The sequence below is a fragment of the Streptococcus infantis genome (assembly GCF_047463635.1).
Lineage (GTDB): Bacteria > Bacillota > Bacilli > Lactobacillales > Streptococcaceae > Streptococcus > Streptococcus infantis_W.
Genome location: NZ_JASHDL010000004.1, coordinates 1 through 19,421, shown reverse-complemented (window position 1 = coordinate 19,421; position 19,421 = coordinate 1). Strand labels below are relative to the sequence as shown.

6 protein-coding genes and 3 pseudogenes are annotated in these 19,421 nt (G+C 40.9%); 1 reads left to right on the top strand and 8 read right to left on the bottom strand.

The annotated features are described in order from the left end of the window. Positions 1–6: 6 nt before the first annotated feature. From secY2 to QM867_RS03550, 6 genes and pseudogenes are all read right to left on the bottom strand, one after another. Complete coding sequence (gene secY2, locus QM867_RS03575) at positions 7–1,236, bottom strand: accessory Sec system protein translocase subunit SecY2 (protein ID WP_414294631.1); 1,230 nt, start codon at positions 1,234–1,236, stop codon at positions 7–9. Positions 1,237–1,516: 280 nt separating this feature from the next. Continuing rightward, positions 1,517–2,524, bottom strand: a complete 1,008-nt coding sequence (locus tag QM867_RS03570) for a sugar transferase (protein ID WP_371608316.1) — start codon at positions 2,522–2,524, stop codon at positions 1,517–1,519. Positions 2,525–2,570: 46 nt separating this feature from the next. Next, the gene (locus QM867_RS03565; RefSeq protein ID WP_248035009.1) at positions 2,571–3,749 is read right to left on the bottom strand and encodes a glycosyltransferase family 8 protein; all 1,179 of its coding nucleotides are present in this window, start codon (positions 3,747–3,749) and stop codon (positions 2,571–2,573) included. Positions 3,750–3,763: 14 nt separating this feature from the next. Beyond that, positions 3,764–7,006 carry an SP_1767 family glycosyltransferase gene (locus QM867_RS03560; protein WP_414315190.1) on the bottom strand — a complete coding sequence of 1,081 codons (3,243 nt, stop codon included), beginning with the start codon at positions 7,004–7,006 and terminating at the stop codon, positions 3,764–3,766. Between the two features lie 3 nt (positions 7,007–7,009). Then, positions 7,010–7,888, bottom strand: coding sequence for a DapH/DapD/GlmU-related protein (locus QM867_RS03555; RefSeq protein ID WP_414315189.1), 879 nt, complete (start codon positions 7,886–7,888; stop codon positions 7,010–7,012). After that, positions 7,878–9,974, bottom strand: a pseudogene (locus QM867_RS03550) (glycosyltransferase). The gene QM867_RS03555 and the pseudogene QM867_RS03550 overlap by 11 nt, the downstream one beginning before the upstream one ends. Before the next feature lie 748 nt (positions 9,975–10,722). On the opposite strand from QM867_RS03550, the pseudogene QM867_RS03545 reads away from it, so the two are divergent. After that, positions 10,723–11,097 (top strand): annotated as a pseudogene (locus QM867_RS03545) (transposase); the annotation flags it as partial. Between the two features lie 249 nt (positions 11,098–11,346). On the opposite strand, the gene QM867_RS03540 reads toward QM867_RS03545, so the two are convergent. Both QM867_RS03540 and QM867_RS03535 read right to left on the bottom strand, forming a co-directional pair. Beyond that, entirely contained in the window at positions 11,347–18,591 is a 7,245-nt protein-coding gene (locus QM867_RS03540) for an LPXTG cell wall anchor domain-containing protein (protein ID WP_414315225.1), read from the bottom strand. After that, positions 18,588–19,421: pseudogene (locus QM867_RS03535) on the bottom strand (hypothetical protein); the annotation flags it as partial. The gene QM867_RS03540 and the pseudogene QM867_RS03535, both read right to left, overlap by 4 nt.

Here is a 19,421-nt window from a genome sequence, read left to right as displayed (position 1 = left end):
TCACAATTATGAATCGATTTCTAAGAGTGGTCGATAATTTTCGTTTAATGTCAAGGCATCAATTTCTTCCTTGATATTAAACAACATTCCATTAAAAATCAAAAATAAGCCTGAAAGCATACTCAGTTGCATATAGCGCGGATCATATAAGACAATCAACATTGGAAATCCTGCCATAAATACGATATAGATAGACCCAATGATTGCAAAACGAAATATCAATTTTCCGAGATAACGACTAGTATCTTCTCCAGGATAGATATTATAAATATATTCTCCAGATTTTTTCATTCTCTCAGCAATTTCTTCACTATTCATATTTACAAATGCAAACGCAATTCCTAATATAAATAAAACAACAATATAAGTGAAGACCCAAATTGGCTGACCAATTGCAAAGCGGCTAATCCACTCTCCAATCCACGATTCTTTCGGCAAAACCATTTGAAGAAGCAACAAGCTATATTGTGGGATGGATACCAAGGACATGGCATACATAAAGGGCATTCCTCCAGCTGGATTCAGCAAAATATCCAAATAAGAATAACGTTTAAAGCGATTGTGGATCATAATCTTATTTACCAGAATTCGATAACGAGCTCTCTGAACTCTAACTGCAATCGCTAAAAATACCATTGAGAGCAGCAAAAGAGCCACAATCAATAAGGGGCCAACTTGTAACTCCTTGATGCTTTTTAAGATGTTTTGTGGCATACTTGACACCATACTTGACATCAAGATAACTAGAGACCCTCCGACACCAAACAAAGAATTCAAATCCGATAACCAGACTAAGAAAAAGGTGCCCGCAATCAAGAGTAGAACATTCATGGTCAAGACTAGCCCATAATTCACCCCTGACTGAATAGGGAGATTTAGAGTAATGGCTAATGCTTGGATTAAAGCAATGACAAACGTTAATATCATTTTTCGTCGATCTTGAACTTCAAGTGGTAAACTACCCAGACCAAGTTTTTTAGACATGCTAAACATTTGCCATAAAATCATCGCCGACATCCATGGAGACAGTCCAACTGAAAATAGGGAAAGACTCCGAAGATTTCCACCTGTTATAGACGTAGAAAAGGCTAAGAAAGCTGCAGTTCCACCCAAAAAACTCGTGTCATTAACGTTTACAAAGGGAAGGGTCAATCTACTTCCTAGAACGTAAATGAATAAGAAAGAAATCGTCCACATAACCCGTTTCACGACAACTGATGTTAATTTTTTCTTCAAATTTTTCTCCTACCTTATTCGAGTGATGAGATATTCTGATGAACATAGCTAATACTCAATGAAAATCAAAAAGCAAACTAGGAAGCTAGCCGCAGGTTGCTCAAAGCACTGCTTTGAGGTTGCAGATAGAACTGACGACGTCAGTAACATATATACGGTAAGGCGACGCTGACGTGGTTTGAATTTGATTTTCGAAGAGTATAAATTTATAAATTAATCTTTTGCCAATAATGGCATTCCCTCATCCTAATGGATGAGGGCAATCCATAACTATTCTATTCTAAACATCCAAAACCTGCATCACTGCATCAATCAATAGTTTTTTTGTAAAGTAGCCTTGTTTCAAGGCATAACTCACTTTATATACATTTTCAACCATTTGTTGATAAGCTTCTACTGTCGTTCCCTCTACAAGGCGACTGGCTTCTTCCAAACTATCTACTACATAACCTAAGCCTTTTTCCTTTATGAAACTGGCATTTGAGAGATAGGATGGTACTACTACTGGAATTCCTGCTGCAAGATAAGTGCTAACTTTATGAGAGATATTCAAGCGATAGTAATCTGCCTCTTCAGCTGGATTTTCACTTGTTCCCCACACTAAGCCAAAGCCCCCCTCTGACAAAGCAAAAAGCAACTCTGGATCTGTTTTCCACCCTTTAAAGGAAACACTTGGATTATGCTTCTCCTGATTAGACTCGGAAAAAATATCGAGTGGGGTTGAGTAAGCCCAGTTGGATAAGTGTTCAAAACGTTCTACACTACCCGCAAAAGATAGTTTTTTCTGAAAAGCAGGCTGTCTCAAAGGATAGTCATGAACATGATCCCACATGCCTTGGATAATAATCTTTTGAACTGTCAATCCTTCCTGAATCAGCCGTTCTTTCATGTTTTCCGAAGGAACAACTACTAGATCTGATTGGTTGTACATCTCAATGTACTCAGGCATTAAGTAATAATTGGATGGAAACATAAGGGGTGGCACGTCATGGATAAAGGTAATGATTTTCGTGTTTAAAATCTTACATTTCCTGATAAAGGCCTGGTCATACTCCCTACCATTCCATGTAGGAGATTGATAAACAACGATATCCCCATAACCCAGCTTAGCTAAAACGCCATCTAAACGGCTATTCAACTCGCCTTGACTATCACTATAGATATTGTAAAAGTAAAAGCTAAGCTCGTGAAAGTCTAACTTTTTTGCAATTTTAACGGTTTCATTCTGGGCGATCAAGGCTGTACTCTGACCAGACATACCGTAAATATTTGTAATATTAATTTTCATTTTGAATCTCTAATTTAGTATTTTTTAAAACAAACCACTCACAGACTTAAAGTTCCTTCAAAAAATCGACCATAGCCTGAGGATTATCATGAGGAAATACTTGATCTACATGATAAGGATTGGCCACATTATCAAACGCTAAAATTGTTTTCTTAGCTTCTTGCACCCATTCTAAAACATCAGGAAATTTAAACTCATGATTGATATCCAGATAAACATCACATTCTTCAATCATTTTCCTGCACATCCACCTCATAACAGTTGGATGCAACTTAATATTCTCATAACTGGCTAGACTTCTGAGAATTTCTCCCATATCCGTAAAAGTTAAAATATGAATATCATACTCAGGTAAATGTTTAATCAGATAATCAATTTGTTCTAATTGCTGACTGCCTGTAATGATCAATGCTTGATATTTAGCTTTTTTCACGACAAGTTCTTCTTGACTATTTATTTGAGACCACTCTAGTTGATTATATTTCCACCAAACTTCACGTAGGCGACCTACCGAATAAGTATTCCAAGGTTTATCGGCAGACAAATAATGAACAATCGCTGGTAATGGAGTCAAAGGCAATTCAAAAATAAAATATTGCCCCCGACTATCAGCCAACTGATCATATCCAATCTGAAAATTATAGGTATCATCTAATAATACATAATTTTCTCCCATCACTAGATTGAGAACTGTTTGATCAGCTTCAAGTAAGTGTTCATGTTCTCTTTCAGTAATGTTAATGAGTTCCTGCTGGATTCCCTTATCCTTCCAATACGCATTATTGATCAGTAACACTCCTGCATTAAATCTGTCTTCTAAACCATATATGATTTTTGCAGCAGCTAGAGGTTTATTGGTTAAATCAATAGAAAATAGATCTGTCAAATCACGTGTAACTACTAAGTCACAATCTAAATATAAAACAATATCTTCTGACACAAAACTCGGTATAAAATAACGAGCAAAGGTCATAAAGTTTATGTGCTGTCCAACAGGTGGTAGACTCCAATTTCGCATATTACCTCCAAACAGCTTGATATCAACTATCTCACTATTTCGGTATGCCATTTTTTCCCTGACGGAGACAAACCACTCTTGGGGAATATCCTGATTAAAAATATAAATCTTGACATCACTATTGTGATAGCAAATAGATTTTAAGGTAGTTTCGATTTGACGAATATAACCGTAATCTCCTGCTAACACAAATACTTTTTTATTCATTCACTACTCCTTGACTATAGCTTCACGATGATAGATGCATCATAAGCCGCATCGGCAACTAGCTGAATTTCTTGATCAAAATTATGCTCTGCGGTATGCTTGTGTGAGAATTTCACTTTTGAAGCTGCTCCCATCTTAAACCACTCATATTCGGAATCAATATGACCTAAATCAATCGCTTGTATGCCTTTTTTGCTTAAGTGATACGCTAAAACCTTGGCTGTAGGTCCAAGCATCAAGAATACTAATTTACCAGCCGCATGCTTTTCAATCGCTTCTTGAATAGCCTCAACTTTACTGTAGGCATTTCTAGAAGGGCAGATGATCCGCTCAACTGACTGAGCATTGTCAAAAAGATCGTTGCCAACTCCTGAACGTGAGTTTTCACCTTCGACGATCAAGATATCTCGTTTATCCCAAAGTTTCTTTAATTTTTCAAAGTGGGCTACCGAAGCAGACTTATCTTTGAGGTCCATATAAGGACGAGATATAAAAGTAGAACCATAGAAACTTGCTGTACAAAATCTATGATAGGCTTCTTTATAATGCTCTAAATGCTTTCGCCAAAAGTTGACAGCTTCAGGATTATAGCGTTCTAAGCCTTCAAAAACATCTGAGAGACAGACCAGTAATTCTGGAGAGCTTTCTAGTTGGATCATACTTCTAAGCTGTTCTGCCAATGTCTCATCGTAGTCTTGATAAGGAATCCCATGTCCCATCATAATATCCATTTCTCCATCTCCATAACGAATAACGGAAGAATGGTGTTCCAGTATATAGTCAAGACTCTGCTGGATATCCAGTACCTTTGGGTAGGCTTGCAGCTTTTTTACAGGTAGTTCTCCATTTTGGCAATAGTTTTCAATAGCTAGAACCATCTCCTCAGGATGTGCTTGGTCATAAAGAAACTGACCTTGTTCACCATGGGCTACACTTTCAAAAGCAAATACTGGTTTTCCAGCTTGTCGGAAACGCCCAATGATCCCATCAACTTCGGATTCAGCATTGATATCCAGTAAAAAGTCACAGCCTTCAACCAAGCTATCAATCAAAGCTGGTTGCCCAGCAATATCTGACAAGACAGAGACATTTGGGTAGGCTAGTAGAGCTGTAATACTATCAGCCACCATAACGGGAGCTGCCACATAAAATTTGACATCTGGTAGATGTTCAATCAAGTAACCCATATTTCTCAAGTCACTTGAGAAGGTATAGACTAGGGCTGAATGTTGAACCCCTGTGTACTGACTCACCTGATCTTTTGTCAGACAAGGCGTTACCTGACTCATGTCTGACCAATCTTGAGCATTATAATACCACCAAACATCTCGATAGATGGAGCGTTCATACAATCCCCATGGTTTTCTCTCTGTCAAATAATGAATAATCGGTGGATAAGTCCCAGGTTCTGGTCGATAATCTGAAAAATGAGTGTGCAAGGTAATGCAGTTATATTTAAAGTCCAAAGCTAACCAACGGTCTTTAAATAAGATATTCAAAATACTTTGGTCATCTTGGGCAACCTTGTCATGCAACTCATTAGTCATTTCAATCAGTTGTTTACGAACTTCTTCTTGTTTCCAAAGGCGATTATTGATGAGCAAGACACCTGCGTTAAATCCATGCTCATTAAAATATACTTGAGCCCCCAGATCCTTGACTGCTGCCAAAGGATGGTCTCCCAAGTCGACGTCAAATAGAGGACTTAAGTCTCTTGTGACAACCAAGTCACAATCTAGATATAAGACCTTATCTTCCTCAACAAAATCTGAGATAAAGTAACGTAAAAATGTTGCATAGTGAATATTGGTCTTATATTGGCTAATGTGAGAACTATTCACACGGGCATTGACGATTTCACAGTCTAGCTTGTTCAACTTACGATTGAGGTTGTAAAACCATTCTGTCGGAAAATCGCTGTTAATCAGATAAAAACGAAGTCCTCGATTATGACAGCAGATGGATTTGATTGTCGTTAGCACCTTATCTGCATATTGGTAGTTGGCTCCGAGTACAATTGCCTTCATGTTCATTGTATCTTTCTTTAACTCTTTAATTGCTTCTATCATTGGCTGGGGTGACTGAGAGGAAACAACTATTTGTTCCAATTGATTTTTGTTGGTCATATCAAAAGTCAATACTGGTCTACCTGCACTGGTATAGCGATTGACGATAAAGTCCATCGAACTTCCCTTATGGATATCCAGATAGGCGTCTGACTTCTCAATCATTTCATCAATCACTGCTCCAACCATGCTGGGATACAAGTAAACATTTGGATATTTATCCAAAGCCATTAGAATCGGACCCATATCTGTATAGGCTCCGATATGGAACCCAACATCAGGCAGAGCTTGGGCTAGTTCATCAATATACAGAAAATCCTGCGAATCTGTGAATGTAAATAGATTGACATTATGAAGGTCATAAACTCTCTTGATGGTAAAACGTCCTGCATAATGGTCAGCAATCTGTTCATAACTAACATCCCGAAATGCCCACCATAAGTCTCGATAACGATAGCCCATCAGAGTAGACCATGGTTTCCGATAGGTCGTATAATGGATGATCAAGGGTTCTTTATCCAATTCAAAATGTGAATCCCAATGGCTATAGAATGCAACGACATCATGGCCAACTTGAAGATTAAAATGCTTATCTAACTCTAGCCAATGATTTTCAAACATCAAATTTAATATAGTCTGATCACCATTAAATCTATCATTGGTTGAAAAATCAGGTGAAGATACGTAATCAATTGTCTTATTTATTAATTTAGTAGTGATATCATATTGTCTCCATTTAGAATTATCAATCAATAACATTCCTGCGTTGAAACCAACACCATCTATATCTCGAACAGCAGCAAGATACTTATCACCCAAATCAATATTAAAGAGTAAATCAAGACTACCATTAATAATCAAATCACTATCCAGATAGAGTACTCTCTCCTCTTCAATATAATGAGGAATGAAATAGCGAGCATACATAATCGCTGAAATATGTTCCTGGGTTTTCCACTCAGAATCAATCTCTTCATCTATACGAATGGCTTCTACAACACTTCCCAACTTCTCCACTTGTACCTTGAGATCATCGAACCAGTCACTAGGAATATTTTGATGGAGAATATAAATTTTAACATTTTGATTGTAATATAGAATAGATTTTATTGTTGTAAGTATCGGGATAAGGTAATTCTTATCTCCCGCAAGAACAACTGCCCTTCTTTCTTCCAAAATATCAAACCCCATTATCTAATCTCCATTTTCATCATTCGCTAGTTGATGACGAATGCTATTAATCATACTCTCTTTATCCTCTAAACTAAAAACTCGAACGTTTTCATCTCTTCTATGGACAACTGTTTCAAAAGAAAATACCGGTTTTCCTATCTCTAAAGCACGACCTACAATATTATCAACCTCTCCCCAATGATTGATATCTAAGTAAATATCTGCTCTATTTAATAAATCTTCGAGAATATCATCATGATGCACATTAGTATAAATATTCACGTTCTCGTAATGATTAAAGCTTTCTAGATAGTCTGAGACATTTGTTTTAGCAGCTATATGAAATGCAACTTCAGGAATTTCTTGTACAAGATAGTCTAAATGTTCTAAAGTATCTGATGCTGTTAAAGTAAAGGCGTGAAACTGATGCTGTTGTCTAGGAGTGATTTTTAAATCCTCTTGAGCAGTGACAACAGAATTAGCTGGGATATCTTTATAAATTAAAGCATTTGCCCCAATGATAACATTATCTCCAATGGTAACACCTTTTAAAATAACAACGTTAGTTCCAATCCAACAATTTTTCCCTATAGTTATCTTATCAGCTTTAAACTGAATTTTTTCAATATGGTAATTAGAATATTTATGGTTGTGATCAAAAATTCTCACACCATCACCAAACATAGTATCCTTACCAATTTCAATCTCTTTACCACAACGAATCGTACAATGATCGTTAAAGAAAACTCTATTTCCTAGTGTCAGCTTAGCATTATTAGATACTTCTAGACTTACAAATGAGCGAAATGTAACATCTGTTCCTAGTTCAATGCTACTAGTAGGAGAAATCTCTATATGATGAAAATCTCCTAATAACTTTACAGAATCTTTAAAATCCATGTTTATCTTCCACTTCTCTTATTTTATTAATCATTTCTTGAACTTGTTCTACTTTATAGATTATCTGTCCAACTTCAGAATATTTTGTATTTTCAAAGGCAAGAATAGGCTTCCCTAATTTTGCAAACTGCTCCATTATTTCTTCATTTTTTTCACCATGATTAATATCTAAAAGAACTTGACTTATCTCAATCAATTCTTGCTCAAGCTCTGATAAATCATTAAATTCAGACAAAATAGTCACATTGGGATTGACAATCCTTTTTGTCAATTGATCACTAACTTTGACTCTAGCAACAATTATAAATTGAATTTCCGGTAAAGCTTGAACTAGAGACTCTAATTGCTCAATACGATCCGAAAAAGTATAAATTAAACAAGTAACAGGTAGTTTTTGAGGATAGATATGAGCCTTTTTAAGCGTATGTAAATGGTAGTTTTGGCCTAATTCTGTCTATTCAAGATTATGATAATACCACCAAACATTGCGATAAGCTTGAATCCCCAAATTATCCCACGGTTTTCTATTCGAAGGATATTGAATAATTCCAGGATAGTCTTGAGATTTTGGTAGTTTATAATCTGTAAACTGCCTATGACTCACAATATAATGATTATCAAAATCTATCTCTAGCCACTTATTTTCAAAAAGCTTATTCAGCATAAGTTGATCAACCATGTCCACCTTGTCATGCAGTTTATCAGTTAAATCCATTAATCGTTGGGTCATATTTTCTTGCTTCCAAACACGATTGTTGATTAGCAATACACCTGTGTTAAACATTTCTTGATCATAGTACACTTTTCCGCCATAATCACGCACCGCAGCTAATGGATAATCTTGTAGATCTATTTCAAATAAGTCATCTAGATTTTTCGTAACAAGTACATCATAATCCAAATAAAGTGCCTTATCTTCTTCTACAAAATCAGATATACAATAGAGCAGAGAGGCTGTATAACTAATATCTGTTTTATGACGTGATAGTTGATTAGATGTTACTCGACAATTGATAATTTCCGAATTAAAGTCCCTTAATCGACTATTCAATTGTATGAACCACTCTTTTGGAAAATCCCTATTGATAATATAAAAACGAACTGAACGATTATGGTAGCAAATAGATTTTATGGTTGTCACAACCTGATCGAGACTCGAAAAATCAGCTGCCAGTACGACGGCTTTTTTGTCTTCTTTACTCTGAGGAAGAAGTCTATCCAATAACATCTTTTTCTCTTTTATGTAGTTTAATTCGTGAGAATTAGCTAAACCTCTATTGTAACCTTCAGAACTGATATAATCCAAACTCATTTTGTATGCTCGCCTATGCTCCGAAAGTGGATATCCTAACGTTGCCAATAAAGATAATCTCTCTTCAATTATATAAATGGCATCTCTAATCCATTCATCTGTCCAAGTATTAGACAAACTTCCCTCACGCACTCTATTTATATAAGCTGATTTATTAACATAAACAACTTTTTCAGAATCTAATAAGGCTTTCAAATTAAATAATGCATCTTCTCCAATTCTATTAATTGGAAAACGCAAATTCGCTATTATTTCTTTTTTATAAATTTTCCCCCAGGGTACAATCAAAGCAGACTTTAACAATTCTTTAGCGTCGTATAAACAAGGTATTACAGACTTATTATCATATACTTTTTCATAATAGTCAGTAGAGATGTGGAAATAAAAAACTGAATTAGACTCATTAAAACTAGTATAATTTCCAACTACAATATCTGCTTGATATTCTATCACTTTCTCATATAAAAATTTAACATAGTTTGGTTCCAACCAATCATCCGAATCAACAAAGGTTACATACGTTCCCGTCATTCGATCCATACCAGCATTTCTCGTGTCAGATACACCACTGTTTTGTTTTTCTATATAGATGATGCGGTCATCCTGTTTTTCATATTCCTGACAGATTTGTCCCGAGTTGTCTGTAGAACCATCATTTATAATGATAATTTCCAAATTTTGATATGTTTGTTCCAAAATACTATCTAAACATTTCTGTAAGTATTTTTCAGCATTATAAACTGGAACAATGACACTAATTAATTCCTTTCCCATACAATCCCACTCCTAAATTTTTTCATATCTCTCATACTTTTTTATGATAAAGACAATGAAAAAGACAACTTCTGCCACCCGATTTATATTGGATATTATAGAAGTTACTTTATACATAGATAGTTATTACAAACATTTAATTTTCAACCGCAATATAAACTGAAACTAACTGCCATCGTTTTTCATATCGTGGAAACAACACATATCGACTTAAAGAAGTAGTTATAGAACTTCCTTATGACGATAATCTCTAAGTAATTGAAACAGATTTCTATCATAAATCCTTTATTTCTCGATTATCACTTTATATCATCTTTAAACCAAAATCATTATTTCTATGGTTTTATTTCAACTAATATTTAATAATCTAATTCTCCTGAGATTTTTCTTATATCATAAAAATCAATAAATGTTCTAAACAATACAAAGATTTTAAAATGAAAAACTCTACTATATATTATACCATTTTTGTGTACTTTCATAAAGTGAGATAACTCTAAGAACCTTATTTTTTCTAGCTCTGGCAAAAAATATTGAATTTCAATTGCTTTACGAATAGACAAAAGTTCAATTAGTGGCTCTATAATTTCTGTAGTGGGTAAATCCCCTATGGATCTTATGGAGCCTATTTTTGTGTAGAAAAAAAGTCCCATAAGATCTATAATGAAAAGCAACAAAACAACTCATTAGAAAGATCCATATGGAACAATTACATTTTATCACAAAACTCCTTGATATTAAAGACCCAAACATCAAGATTCTAGACAAGCTTTTGAGCTATTCAGAAGACTTGAAACACCACTACAATGTCTATCAGCTCTTACTTTTTCACTTTCAGAATAAGGAACCAGACAAATTTTTCGGACTTATTGAGGACAATCTAAAGCAGGATCATCCTATTTTTCAGACTGTCTTTAAGACATTTCTCAAGGACAAAGAGAAAATAGTCAACGCCCTTCAATTACCCTATTCCAATGCAAAATTGGAAGCGACCAATAATCTCATCAAACTTATCAAACGAAATGCCTTTGGTTTTAGGAACTTTGACAACTTTAAGAAACGAATTTTCATCGCTCTGAATATAAAAATGGAGAGGACAACGATTGTCCTCTCCAGATGTTAGCTTTTTATTCAACCCACTACAGTTGACAAACATACTAAGATTAGTAGTGAGAAAATCTCCGACGGGAGAGAGTACTCACTACTTTTTCTTTATGTTAAAGTAGAGGTGTCTTGTAAAGTCGTAGGGCTCTTGGGCGTTAAACGTCGCTTGACAAACTGGCAAGAGCCTATTTTAAAACTAAAAAACCTGAAAGTTATATCTTTCAGGTTTTTTGATCGAATTAATCAACTAATAGAATCGTTAGAAGATTTATTCTTCATCATCACGTTTACGACGTTTAGCTACTAAACCTAATCCTGTTAGACCTGCTACAACTCCAAGGAGAGCATTTGTAGCTGAAGCCGTTGTTCCAGTATTTGGAAGTTGCTTACGAGTCTTAGTTGTATTAGTTTGAGCAGATTGACTAGTTGAAGTCGAATGAATCATGGATGCACTTGTTGACGCTGATTCAGACGCTGATGTTGACGCGCTTGTGCTTGCTGACTCAGATGCTGAGGTCGATGCACTTGTTGACGCTGATTCAGATGCTGAGGTCGATGCACTTGTTGATGCTGATTCAGATGCTGATGTTGATGCGCTTGTGCTTGCTGATTCAGATGCTGAGGTCGATGCACTTGTGCTTGCTGACTCTGACGCTGATGTTGATGCGCTTGTGCTTGCTGATTCAGATGCTGAGGTCGATGCACTTGTTGACGCTGATTCAGACGCTGAGGTCGATGCACTTGTTGACGCTGATTCAGACGCTGAGGTCGATGCACTTGTGCTTGCTGACTCAGATGCTGAGGTCGATGCACTTGTTGATGCTGACTCAGATGCTGATGTTGATGCACTTGTGCTTGCTGATTCAGACGCTGAGGTCGATGCGCTTGTTGACGCTGATTCAGATGCTGAGGTCGATGCACTTGTTGACGCTGACTCAGATGCTGATGTTGATGCGCTTGTGCTTGCACTTGTTGATGCTGATTCAGACGCTGAGGTCGATGCACTTGTACTTGCTGATTCAGATGCTGATGTTGATGCGCTTGTGCTTGCTGACTCAGATGCTGATGTCGATGCACTTGTTGACGCTGACTCAGATGCTGATGTTGATGCGCTTGTGCTTGCTGATTCAGATGCTGATGTCGATGCACTTGTTGATGCTGATTCAGACGCTGAGGTCGATGCACTTATTGATGCTGATTCAGATGCTGATGTGCTTGCACTTGTACTTGCTGATTCAGATGCTGATGTTGATGCGCTTGTGCTTGCTGACTCAGATGCTGAGGTCGATGCACTTGTTGACGCTGACTCAGATGCTGATGTCGATGCACTTGTTGACGCTGACTCAGATGCTGATGTTGATGCGCTTGTGCTTGCTGATTCAGATGCTGATGTCGATGCACTTGTTGATGCTGATTCAGACGCTGAGGTCGATGCACTTATTGATGCTGATTCAGATGCTGATGTGCTTGCACTTGTACTTGCTGATTCAGATGCTGATGTTGATGCGCTTGTGCTTGCTGACTCAGATACTGAGGTCGATGCACTTGTTGACGCTGACTCAGATGCTGATGTCGATGCACTTGTTGATGCTGACTCAGATGCTGATGTTGACGCGCTTGTGCTTGCTGACTCAGATGCTGATGTCGATGCACTTGTTGACGCTGACTCAGATGCTGATGTTGATGCGCTTGTGCTTGCTGATTCAGATGCTGATGTCGATGCACTTGTTGATGCTGATTCAGACGCTGAGGTCGATGCACTTGTTGATGCTGATTCAGATGCTGATGTGCTTGCACTTGTACTTGCTGATTCAGATGCTGATGTTGATGCGCTTGTGCTTGCTGACTCAGATGCTGATGTCGATGCACTTGTTGATGCTGACTCAGATGCTGATGTTGATGCGCTTGTGCTTGCTGACTCAGATGCTGATGTCGATGCACTTGTTGATGCTGACTCAGATGCTGATGTTGATGCGCTTGTGCTTGCTGATTCAGAGGCTGATGTCGATGCACTTGTTGACGCTGATTCAGATGCTGATGTCGATGCACTTGTTGACGCTGATTCAGACGCTGATGTCGATGCACTTGTTGATGCTGATTCAGATGCTGATGTGCTTGCACTTGTTGATGCTGACTCAGATGCTGATGTTGATGCGCTTGTGCTTGCTGACTCAGATGCTGATGTCGATGCACTTGTTGATGCTGACTCAGATGCTGATGTTGATGCACTTGTGCTTGCTGATTCAGACGCTGAGGTCGATGCACTTGTTGACGCTGATTCAGATGCTGATGTTGATGCGCTTGTGCTTGCTGACTCAGATGCTGATGTCGATGCACTTGTTGACGCTGACTCAGATGCTGATGTCGATGCACTTGTTGACGCTGATTCAGATGCTGATGTTGATGCGCTTGTGCTTGCACTTGTTGACGCTGACTCAGATGCTGATGTTGATGCGCTTGTGCTTGCTGATTCAGATGCTGAGGTCGATGCACTTGTTGATGCTGATTCAGACGCTGAGGTCGATGCACTTGTTGACGCTGATTCAGATGCTGATGTGCTTGCACTTGTACTTGCTGATTCAGATGCTGATGTTGATGCGCTTGTGCTTGCTGACTCAGATGCTGAGGTCGATGCACTTGTTGACGCTGACTCAGATGCTGATGTGCTTGCACTTGTTGACGCTGACTCAGATGCTGATGTTGATGCGCTTGTGCTTGCTGATTCAGATACTGATGTGCTTGCACTTGTTGATGCTGATTCAGATGCTGATGTGCTTGCACTTGTTGATGCTGACTCAGATGCTGATGTTGATGCGCTTGTGCTTGCTGATTCAGATGCTGATGTTGACGCGCTTGTTGACGCTGACTCTGACGCTGATGTTGATGCGCTTGTGCTTGCTGATTCAGACGCTGATGTTGACGCACTTGTGCTTGCTGATTCAGACGCTGAGGTCGATGCACTTGTTGATGCTGATTCAGACGCTGATGTCGATGCACTTGTTGACGCTGATTCAGACGCTGATGTTGACGCACTTGTGCTTGCTGATTCAGATGCTGATGTCGATGCACTTGTTGACGCTGATTCAGACGCTGATGTCGATGCACTTGTTGATGCTGATTCAGATGCTGATGTGCTTGCACTTGTTGATGCTGACTCAGACGCTGAGGTCGATGCACTTGTTGACGCTGATTCAGACGCTGATGTTGACGCACTTGTGCTTGCTGACTCAGATGCTGATGTCGATGCACTTGTTGATGCTGACTCAGATGCTGATGTTGACGCTGATGTTGACGCACTTGTGCTTGCTGATTCAGACGCTGATGTTGACGCACTTGTGCTTGCTGACTCAGATGCTGATGTCGATGCACTTGTTGATGCTGACTCAGATGCTGATGTCGATGCACTTGTTGATGCTGACTCAGATGCTGATGTCGATGCACTTGTTGATGCTGACTCAGATGCTGATGTCGATGCACTTGTTGACGCTGATTCAGACGCTGATGTCGATGCACTTGTTGATGCTGATTCAGACGCTGAGGTCGATGCACTTGTTGATGCTGATTCAGATGCTGATGTGCTTGCACTTGTTGACGCTGATTCAGATGCTGATGTTGATGCGCTTGTGCTTGCTGATTCAGATGCTGATGTCGATGCACTTGTGCTTGCTGATTCAGACGCTGAGGTCGATGCACTTATTGATGCTGATTCAGATGCTGATGTGCTTGCACTTGTACTTGCTGATTCAGATGCTGAGGTCGATGCACTTGTTGATGCTGACTCTGACGCTGATGTTGATGCGCTTGTGCTTGCTGATTCAGATGCTGAGGTCGATGCACTTGTTGATGCTGATTCAGATGCTGAGGTCGATGCACTTGTTGATGCTGACTCAGATGCTGATGTGCTTGCACTTGTACTTGCTGACTCAGATGCTGATGTACTTGCACTTGTTGACGCTGATTCAGACGCTGAGGTCGATGCACTTGTTGAGGCTGATTCAGACGCTGAGGTCGATGCACTTGTTGACGCTGATTCAGACGCTGAGGTCGATGCACTTGTTGATGCTGATTCAGACGCTGATGTCGATGCACTTGTTGACGCTGATTCAGACGCTGATGTTGACGCACTTGTGCTTGCTGATTCAGATGCTGATGTCGATGCACTTGTTGACGCTGATTCAGACGCTGATGTCGATGCACTTGTTGATGCTGATTCAGATGCTGATGTGCTTGCACTTGTTGATGCTGACTCAGAGGCTGATGTTGATGCGCTTGTGCTTGCTGACTCAGAGGCTGATGTTGACGCACTTGTTGATGCTGATGTCGATGCACTTGTTGACGCTGACTCAGAGGCTGATGTTGATGCACTTGTTGACGCTGACTCAGATGCTGATGTTGACGCGCTTGTGCTTGCTGACTCAGATGCTGAGGTCGATGCACTTGTTGATGCTGACTCAGACGCTGATGTCGATGCACTTGTTGATGCTGATTCAGATGCTGATGTGCTTGCACTTGTTGATGCTGACTCAGATGCTGATGTTGATGCGCTTGTGCTTGCTGATTCAGATGCTGATGTGCTTGCTGACTCTGACGCTGAGGTCGATGCACTTGTTGATGCTGATTCAGATGCTGATGTGCTTGCACTTGTTGACGCTGACTCAGATGCTGATGTGCTTGCACTTGTGCTTGCTGACTCAGATGCTGATGTGCTTGCACTTGTGCTTGCTGACTCTGATGCTGATGTTGACGCACTTGTGCTTGCTGACTCAGATGCTGAGGTTGATGCGCTTGTGCTTGCTGATTCTGACGCTGAGGTCGATGCACTTGTGCTTGCTGACTCAGATGCTGATGTGCTTGCACTTGTTGACGCTGACTCAGATGCTGATGTTGACGCACTTGTGCTTGCTGACTCAGATGCTGATGTCGATGCACTTGTGCTTGCTGACTCTGATGCTGATGTTGACGCGCTTGTGCTTGCTGATTCAGATGCTGATGTTGATGCGCTTGTGCTTGCTGATTCAGATGCTGATGTTGACGCGCTTGTGCTTGCTGATTCAGATGCTGATGTGCTTGCACTTGTACTTGCTGACTCAGATGCTGATGTCGATGCACTCGTTGATGCTGATTCAGATGCTGATGTGCTTGCACTTGTTGACGCGCTTGTGCTTGCTGATTCAGATGCTGATGTCGATGCACTTGTTGACGCGCTTGTGCTTGCTGACTCAGATGCTGATGTCGATGCACTTGTTGATGCTGATTCAGACGCTGATGTGCTTGCACTTGTTGACGCGCTTGTGCTTGCTGATTCAGATGCTGATGTCGATGCACTTGTTGATGCTGACTCAGACGCTGATGTGCTTGCACTTGTTGATGCTGACTCAGATGCTGAGGTTGACGCGCTTGTTGATGCTGACTCAGATGCTGAGGTGCTTGCACTTGTTGATGCTGATTCAGACGCTGAGGTCGATGCACTTGTTGATGCTGATTCAGACGCTGATGTCGATGCGCTTGTGCTTGCTGATTCAGATGCTGATGTGCTTGCACTTGTTGATGCTGATTCAGATGCTGATGTGCTTGCACTTGTTGATGCTGACTCAGATGCTGATGTTGATGCACTTGTGCTTGCTGACTCAGATGCTGATGTGCTTGCACTTGTTGATGCTGACTCAGACGCTGATGTGCTTGCACTTGTGCTTGCTGATTCAGATGCTGATGTCGATGCACTTGTTGACGCTGACTCAGATGCTGATGTGCTTGCACTTGTTGATGCTGATTCAGACGCTGATGTTGATGCGCTTGTGCTTGCTGATTCAGATGCTGATGTACTTGCACTTGTTGATGCTGATTCAGATGCTGATGTGCTTGCACTTGTTGATGCTGATTCAGACGCTGATGTCGATGCGCTTGTTGACGCTGATTCAGACGCTGATGTCGATGCACTTGTTGATGCTGATTCAGATGCTGATGTCGATGCACTTGTTGATGCTGATTCAGATGCTGATGTGCTTGCACTTGTTGATGCTGATTCAGATGCTGATGTGCTTGCACTTGTTGATGCTGACTCAGATGCTGAGGTCGATGCACTTGTTGATGCTGATTCAGATGCTGATGTGCTTGCACTTGTTGATGCTGACTCAGATGCTGATGTGCTTGCACTTGTTGATGCTGATTCAGACGCTGATGTCGATGCGCTTGTTGACGCTGATTCAGACGCTGATGTCGATGCACTTGTTGATGCTGATTCAGATGCTGATGTCGATGCGCTTGTTGACGCTGATTCAGACGCTGATGTCGATGCACTTGTTGATGCTGATTCAGATGCTGATGTGCTTGCACTTGTTGATGCTGATTCAGACGCTGATGTCGATGCGCTTGTTGACGCTGATGTCGATGCACTTGTTGATGCTGACTCAGATGCTGATGTGCTTGCACTTGTTGATGCTGATTCAGATGCTGATGTCGACGCGCTTGTGCTTGCTGATTCAGATGCTGAGGTGCTTGCACTTGTTGATGCTGATTCAGATGCTGATGTCGATGCACTTGTTGATGCTGATTCAGACGCTGATGTCGATGCACTTGTTGATGCTGACTCAGACGCTGATGTGCTTGCACTTGTTGATGCTGATTCAGATGCTGATGTTGATGCGCTTGTGCTTGCTGATTCAGATGCTGATGTTGACGCGCTTGTGCTTGCTGATTCAGATGCTGATGTGCTTGCACTTGTACTTGCTGACTCAGATGCTGATGTCGATGCACTCGTTGATGCTGATTCAGATGCTGATGTGCTTGCACTTGTTGACGCGCTTGTGCTTGCTGATTCAGATGCTGATGTGCTTGCACTTGTTGATGCTGATTCAGACGCTGAGGTCGATGCACTTGTTGACGCTGACTCAGATGCTGATGTCGATGCACTTGTTGATGCTGATTCAGACGCTGATGTCGATGCGCTTGTGCTTGCTGATTCAGACGCTGAGGTCGATGCACTTGTTGATGCTGATTCAGATGCTGAGGTTGACGCGCTTGTTGACGCTGACTCAGATGCTGATGTGCTTGCACTTGTTGATGCTGATTCAGACGCTGAGGTTGACGCGCTTGTGCTTGCTGATTCAGATGCTGATGTGCTTGCACTTGTTGATGCTGACTCAGATGCTGAGGTTGACGCGCTTGTTGATGCTGACTCAGACGCTGATGTGCTTGCACTTGTTGATGCTGATTCAGACGCTGAGGTCGATGCACTTGTTGATGCTGATTCAGATGCTGATGTTGACGCGCTTGTGCTTGCTGACTCAGATGCTGATGTTGATGCACTTGTGCTTGCTGACTCAGATGCTGATGTGCTTGCTGACTCAGATGCTGATGTTGACGCGCTTGTGCTTGCTGATTCAGATGCACTTGTTGATGCACTTGTTGACGCTGACTCAGATGCTGATGTGCTTGCACTTGTGCTTGCTGACTCAGATGCTGATGTGCTTGCACTTGTTGACGCTGACTCAGATGCTGATGTCGATGCACTTATTGATGCTGATTCAGACGCTGATGTTGATGCGCTTGTGCTTGCTGATTCAGATGCTGATGTTGATGCGCTTGTGCTTGCTGATTCAGATGCTGATGTCGATGCACTTGTGCTTGCTGACTCAGATGCTGAGGTCGATGCACTTGTTGATGCTGACTCTGATGCTGATGTGCTTGCACTTGTTGATGCTGATTCAGATGCTGAGGTCGATGCACTTGTTGACGCTGACTCAGATGCTGATGTCGATGCACTTGTTGACGCTGACTCAGATGCCGATGTCGATGCACTTGTTGACGCTGATTCAGATGCTGATGTTGACGCGCTTGTGCTTGCTGATTCAGATGCTGAGGTCGATGCACTTGTTGATGCTGACTGGCTAGCTGATGTACTTGCTGATTGACTGGCGCTTGTTGAAGCACTTTGGCTTGCTGACGTGCTTGCTGATTGGCTCGCACTGGTCGATGCTGACTGGCTAGCTGATGTACTTGCTGATTGACTTGCGCTGGTTGACGCTGACTGGCTAGCTGATGTACTTGCTGATTGACTGGCGCTTGTCGATGCTGACTGGCTAGCCGATGTACTTGCTGATTGGCTCGCACTGGTTGACGCCGATTCAGAGGCTGATGTGCTTGCTGATTGACTTGCACTGGTTGACGCTGACTGGCTAGCTGATGTGCTTGCTGATTGGCTCGCACTGGTCGATGCGGACTGGCTAGCTGATGTGCTTGCTGATTGACTTGCACTGGTTGATGCTGACTGGCTAGCTGATGTACTTGCTGATTGACTTGCGCTTGTTGAAGCACTTTGGCTTGCTGACGTGCTTGCTGATTGGC